The organism is Cryobacterium sp. M25, from assembly GCF_002929635.1.
Classification (GTDB): domain Bacteria; phylum Actinomycetota; class Actinomycetes; order Actinomycetales; family Microbacteriaceae; genus Cryobacterium; species Cryobacterium sandaracinum.
In genome coordinates this window covers 1-5,213 of record NZ_PJJU01000011.1, presented here as the reverse complement: position 1 = coordinate 5,213, position 5,213 = coordinate 1, and the positions used below count along the sequence as shown (strand labels likewise).

General features: G+C 67.7%; 5 protein-coding genes. 3 read left to right on the top strand and 2 right to left on the bottom strand.

Translation table 11 applies throughout. The features are described 5' to 3' along the window. Positions 1–290: 290 nt before the first annotated feature. Positions 291–980, bottom strand: a complete 690-nt coding sequence (locus CXY81_RS00120) for a hypothetical protein (protein ID WP_104193599.1) — start codon at positions 978–980, stop codon at positions 291–293. A gap of 199 nt (positions 981–1,179) precedes the next feature. After that, entirely contained in the window at positions 1,180–1,632 is a 453-nt protein-coding gene (locus CXY81_RS00115) for a metallopeptidase family protein (RefSeq protein WP_104171425.1), read from the bottom strand. A gap of 44 nt (positions 1,633–1,676) precedes the next feature. Between CXY81_RS00115 and CXY81_RS00110 the strand changes: the two genes are divergently transcribed. The 3 genes from CXY81_RS00110 (at position 1,677) to CXY81_RS00100 (ending at position 5,092) form a co-directional block, all read left to right on the top strand. Continuing rightward, a complete protein-coding gene (locus CXY81_RS00110) occupies positions 1,677–1,955 on the top strand; it encodes a DUF3499 family protein (RefSeq protein WP_104171426.1) in 279 nt (92 codons plus the stop codon). Beyond that, a complete protein-coding gene (gene manB, locus CXY81_RS00105) occupies positions 1,952–3,457 on the top strand; it encodes a phosphomannomutase/phosphoglucomutase (RefSeq protein ID WP_104193598.1) in 1,506 nt (501 codons plus the stop codon). The genes CXY81_RS00110 and manB overlap by 4 nt, the downstream gene beginning before the upstream one ends. Positions 3,458–3,598: 141 nt before the next feature. Beyond that, on the top strand, positions 3,599–5,092 hold the full coding sequence (locus CXY81_RS00100) for an amino acid permease (protein WP_104193597.1): 1,494 nt from the start codon (positions 3,599–3,601) through the stop codon (positions 5,090–5,092). Positions 5,093–5,213: the final 121 nt, after the last annotated feature.

Below are 5,213 nucleotides of genomic sequence, written 5' to 3'. Positions count from 1 at the left end.
GTTTGTGTTTCTCGTGTTCCATTTGTCTATCCAATCCTGAATTCAGGAGGACTGTCCGGAAACACCGGGTCACCCCACGCCTGGGTGAGCGGCGTGTTGCGAAAATCTCCGAAGTTAGTGACTGCGGCCGCCCCGGATGCCCCGGGCGGGCGGCAGAACCGGGCGGCAGAACCGGGCGGCAGAACCGGGCGGCAGAACCGGGCCGCCGGGTCAGCGTCTCGACCACCGCGAGCAACACAAGGAAGGGCCCGCTGCGCATCTGCACAGCGGGCCCTTCCTGACAAGCGGTGTTACTTGGTGGCGACCGTGATCTTCGCGATGCCGACCAGGAGCTGGTCAGCGACAGCATCCGTCATGAACGTGTCGTTGAGCAGGCCGGCGGCCTCAGCCGAGATGTGCACGGTGGTGCCCTCGAGGATGGCGTTATCGCCATCCATCTGGAGCGGCTTCAGGGTCCCGCCGTAGAGGTTGAAGAGGAGGACCTGGGTGGCGGCTGACTCTCCGTTGACGTTCACGTCACCGAACAGCTTGCTGGTGCCTGGGTCGATCGTGAAGTTGGTCAATTCGACCGTGGTCTCGCCGGCGGTCAGTGAGAAGCCGGAGCCCTCGTGCTCGATGGAGCCCTGGACGAAGGGCCGGTAGTCCTCTTCGGGGTCGTAGTAGTCCACGTTTCCACCGGTGATCGGGAAGTGCAGGCTGCCGTCGGTCAGGGTGGCGGTGCCCACGGTGCCGGGGGTGAGGCCGAGGCTGGTCAGCGCCGCAGCGAAGTCGGCGTCGAGGAGAACGGACGTGTCGACGCCCGACAATGCGGGGATCGAAGCGAGGGCCTTGGGGGTTGCTCCCTCGGAGGAAGGGGAGGAAGAGGAGGAGGAATTCTCGGCCGGGGCGGTCGCATCGGCGGTGGTCGAGCAGGCGGAGAGGCCGGCGATGAGGAGGCCCGCGGTGGCGAGGCTGAGCGTGGTCTTGGTGAATGAGCGCATGAGAAAATCCTTAGGGTCTGTGGTTGGGATTCAGCGGTTCTTGGTGCTGAATGAGGTTCGGTCCCCTCCGTCAAACGGTTTGGAATTAGTTCAAATTGGGGCAAACTTCGGCCACAACCCCCGTCATTACGGGGATCCGGGCACAAAAAAGCGACCGAGCGTACCCCGGCCGCCGCCAGCAAAAGACGCGAGCGGAACCCTAGAAGTGCCGGAACCGATCCGGCGCCAGGTCCCACGGGTCCTTGCCGAGCAGCTCGGCGATCGCGCGGAACACGCAGCTCTCGATCACCATCCGCCGGTGCAGGTCGTCGTTCCGGTGCAGCCGCGTCAGGCGCTGGATCGGCAAACGGTAGAAGACCACGCGACGCTCCGCGGCGTTCACGGCCCAGCGCTCCACTCCGATGCCCGGCAGCACCGAGGAAGGACCGGCCGCAACCACGAACCTCACATCACCCAGCTGCTCCGGCCAGACCGAGCGGAGGTAGTCAACGGTTGACGCCACGGTCATATCGAAGGTGTCGATGCGCGTCTGCAGAGGCGGCAAATAAGGCCCGGTCGCCGAGCTGCGGATGCCCCGGCCGTGCCGGTCCCGACCTCGCCCGCGCTGAACGGGGGCCGGCGTCGACACGGCGGAACGGCGAACTCGAGACATGCCCTCATCCTAGTTCGACCCGTTGAACGGGTAACCTGTAGCCAATGTCATTCCGGCCCTGCTCCCGTGTCGCCTGCCCGGAGGAATCCGCCGCGACTCTCACATTCGACTATGCCGACGCGATGGCCGTCCTCGGTCCGCTTGCCGTGCAGCGCGAGCCGCACACCTTCGACCTCTGCGCCCGGCACGCCCGGCTGACCGCAGCCCCGCAGGGCTGGCAGCTGGTGCGCCTCCGCACCGACGGGCTGGCGACCGAGCCGGCCGACGGGCCGGACGCACAGCCGGCCGCCGGGCCGGACGCCGAGTCGGGATCCGCGGAATGACGGACCAGACGGATGCCGCCGCCCGCCTGGGCGCCGTCGTCGGCCCGGGCGAGGTGTGCGGCACGACTGCCGCACCGTTGACCGCGCAGATGGTGGCTGCCCTTGCCGCTGCCTTCGTCGACGAAGTCGGTGCGCAGAGCCGCGAGGTACTCCTCGGTCACGACCGGGGCGAGGCGGGCGAGCTCGTGGCCGCCTTCACCCGGGGTGCGGAAGCCCGAGGGGCCACCGTCGTCGACCTCGGCGTGTCCTCCACCGACGAAATTCGATTCGGCTCGGGAGCCCGAAACGCCCCGGCCGCCCGGATCACCGCCTCCTCGCTCACCATGCTTCGGGCGGGTGCCCAAGAGATCGGGCACGACCACGGTCTCGGCGCCATCCGTGACCGCGCCGTCGGCTATCTGGCCGCCGGGCCGACCCCGGTGGCGACACCCGGCCGCCGCCGCGAGTTCGACCTGCTGCCCGACTACGCGGCCAGGCTGCGCGCGCTCGTCGGGCTCACCGGCATCCGCCCGCTCACGGTCGTGGTCGACTTCGGCCGCGGCGCCGCCGCCGTCACGGTGCCCTACGTTCTCGGCGACGATGCCGGCAAAGCTGCCGGAGACCCGGCCGGCGGCGCCTCCGTGGCGGCGGACCCCGCCGAAACACCGCGCCCAGCAGCCCTCACCATCGTCCCGCTCTTCTTCGATCAGGGCCCGGACCTCCCGCCGCACACCATCGACCCCGCCGACCCGGCCACCCTCACCGATCTGCGGAATGCCGTGATCCAGCACGAGGCCGACCTCGGGCTCGGCTTCGACGCCGACGGCGGCCGCTGCGTGGTGGTCGACGAGACCGGGTGCGTCGTGCCCCCGTCCGCGATCGGCGCCGTGCTCGCCCGGCGTGCCATCGCGAGCGCGCGGATCGAGGACCCTGGCCGGGATGTGGTGGTTCTGCACGACCTCAACGTCTCCCGCTTCGTTGCGGAGACGATCGAGGCGGCCGGCGCGGCCGCGGTCCCCACCTCGGTCGGCGGATCCCTGATGCGGGCCGAGTTGCGGGCCACCGGGGCAGTGTTCGGGTTCGGGTACTCCGGCGACTACTACTTCCCGCAGTTCTGGTGCGCCGACAGCGGTCTGCTCGCGGCCCTGCACGTTCTGGCGGAGCTCGGATTCCAGCCCCGCCCGTTGTCGGCGCTGGCGACGGATGCCATGCCCTACGCCCATTCCGGCGAGATCAGCATGGCCGTCGACGACCTGCCCGGGGTCTACGCGCGCGTCGTCGACGCCTACACGGGTTCCGCCGACTTCGAGGAGATCGACGGCCTTACGGTCATCGGCCTCACGAGCGTCGACGAACCGTTCTGGTGGTTCAACGTGCGCCCATCGCGCACCGAGCCGGAGCGAGCGCCGCAGCAGCAACAGAAGCAGGTGCGGCCCGAGCTGCGACTCACCGTGGAGGCCGGGACCCCTGAGGTGATGGTGCGCATCCGCGACGAAGTCCTCGCACTCATACCCGCCGATTAATCGCACGTTACAAGCACGTTTCCACCCGCGGGTTGATTTCGGCGCCGGTAATCGCCGGTCATACGCTGACTCACGAAGCACCAATGGATAGCAGTCGGCCCCACCGTCGGGGTGGCAGCATCCCACTGAAACTGGAGTGACATGGCCAACGAGACGGACACAGACCGCACTGCCGCAAAAAAGGGCGGGGGAGGCCAGCAGCTGTCCAAGTCCCTGAAACCGCGACACCTCTCGATGATCGCAATCGCCGGCGTGATCGGAGCCGGCCTTTTCGTCGGGTCCGGAGCTGCCATCCAGCAGGCCGGGCCGGGCATCCTCGTGGCCTACTCGGCCGCGGGACTTCTCGTTATCCTGGTCATGCGGATGCTGGGCGAAATGGCGGCGGCGCATCCAGAAACCGGTTCGTTCTCTACTTACGCCGACAAAGCCCTCGGTCGCTGGGCGGGGCTGAGCATCGGCTGGTTGTACGCCTGGTTCTGGATCATCGTCCTCGGCATCGAGGCCACGGCCGGCGCCGCCATCGTGCACCGCTGGGTGCCGGAGGTCGACCAGTGGGTATGGGCTCTCCTCCTGATGGTGCTCCTCACGGGCACCAATGTCGCCTCCGTGAAAATGTTCGGTGAATTCGAGTTCTGGTTCGCGTCGATCAAGGTGGCGGCCATCGCCGTCTTCCTGCTGCTCGGCGTCGTGGCCATCCTCGGGTTGATGCCCGGGGTCGCGGCCCCCGGCCTGAGCAACCTCACCGGCAACGGTGGGTTCTTCCCCAGCGGCAGCGGCGCCGTCCTCGGCGGCGTGCTCGTGGTCGTCTTCTCGTTCTTCGGCGCCGAAATCGCCACGATCGCTGCCGGCGAGTCCGAGAACCCGGTCGACGCGGTCAAGAAGGCCGTCAAATCCACCGTCTGGCGCATCCTCGTCTTCTACATCGGATCCATCGCCGTCGTCGTCACGCTGCTTCCGTGGAACAGCGCTTCCGTGGCCAAGAGTCCCTATGTCGCTGTGATCGAGCTCTACGGAATCCCCGGGGCCGGCACGATCATGGACATCATCGTGCTGACCAGCGTGCTCTCCTGCCTGAACTCGGGTCTCTACACCGCGAGCCGCATGCTTTTCTCCCTGTCGGAACGCGGGGACGCACCCCCGGCGTGGTCGAAAATCTCTGTCCGCGGCGTGCCGCGCGCCGCCGTCTTGTCTTCCACCGTCGTCGGGTTCATCACGGTGGGTCTGAACTACATCGCGCCCGACACGGTCTTCCTCCTCCTCGTCAACACCTCTGGCGCGATCGCGCTTCTCGTCTGGCTCGTCATCGCCGTGTCGCAGCTGATCCTGCGACGGCGGATGGGCACGGATGCCGCCAGTCGCCTGAGTCTGAAGATGTGGGCCTTCCCCTACCTGACCTGGCTGGCCATCGGCGCCATCGTTGCACTGCTCGCGGGCATGGCCATTCTCGAACGCACCCGCATGGAACTCCTGATGTCCCTCCTGCTTGCGGGCGTCGTGGTCGGCATCGGCCTGTGGAAGTACCGCGGCGACAGGGGCGCCGCCCACTCCGTTGCGGATGACTCGGTTTCCGCCGAAGTGAAGGACGACGAGGCCGAGACTCTTGCCCCGAGCGGCACTGCCGCTGTGCTGGAATAGGGTGCCGTCCCGGCTGCACGGAAGCCGTGTTTCCGCCCCTGTTGGGGCGTGACACGCCCGGGCGGTTGCTGGTTTTGACGGCCCGGTGTGACGGCCGTAATGTATTCAAACGTACCCCACA

Excerpts from the sequence above, each read along its gene's own strand:
- CXY81_RS00120 (WP_104193599.1), bottom strand. The coding sequence starts at position 980 with ATGCGCTCATTCACCAAGACCACGCTCAGCCTCGCCACCGCGGGCCTC.
- CXY81_RS00115 (WP_104171425.1), bottom strand. The coding sequence starts at position 1,632 with ATGTCTCGAGTTCGCCGTTCCGCCGTGTCGACGCCGGCCCCCGTTCAG.
- CXY81_RS00110 (WP_104171426.1), top strand. The coding sequence starts at position 1,677 with ATGTCATTCCGGCCCTGCTCCCGTGTCGCCTGCCCGGAGGAATCCGCC.
- manB (WP_104193598.1), top strand. The coding sequence starts at position 1,952 with ATGACGGACCAGACGGATGCCGCCGCCCGCCTGGGCGCCGTCGTCGGC.
- CXY81_RS00100 (WP_104193597.1), top strand. The coding sequence starts at position 3,599 with ATGGCCAACGAGACGGACACAGACCGCACTGCCGCAAAAAAGGGCGGG.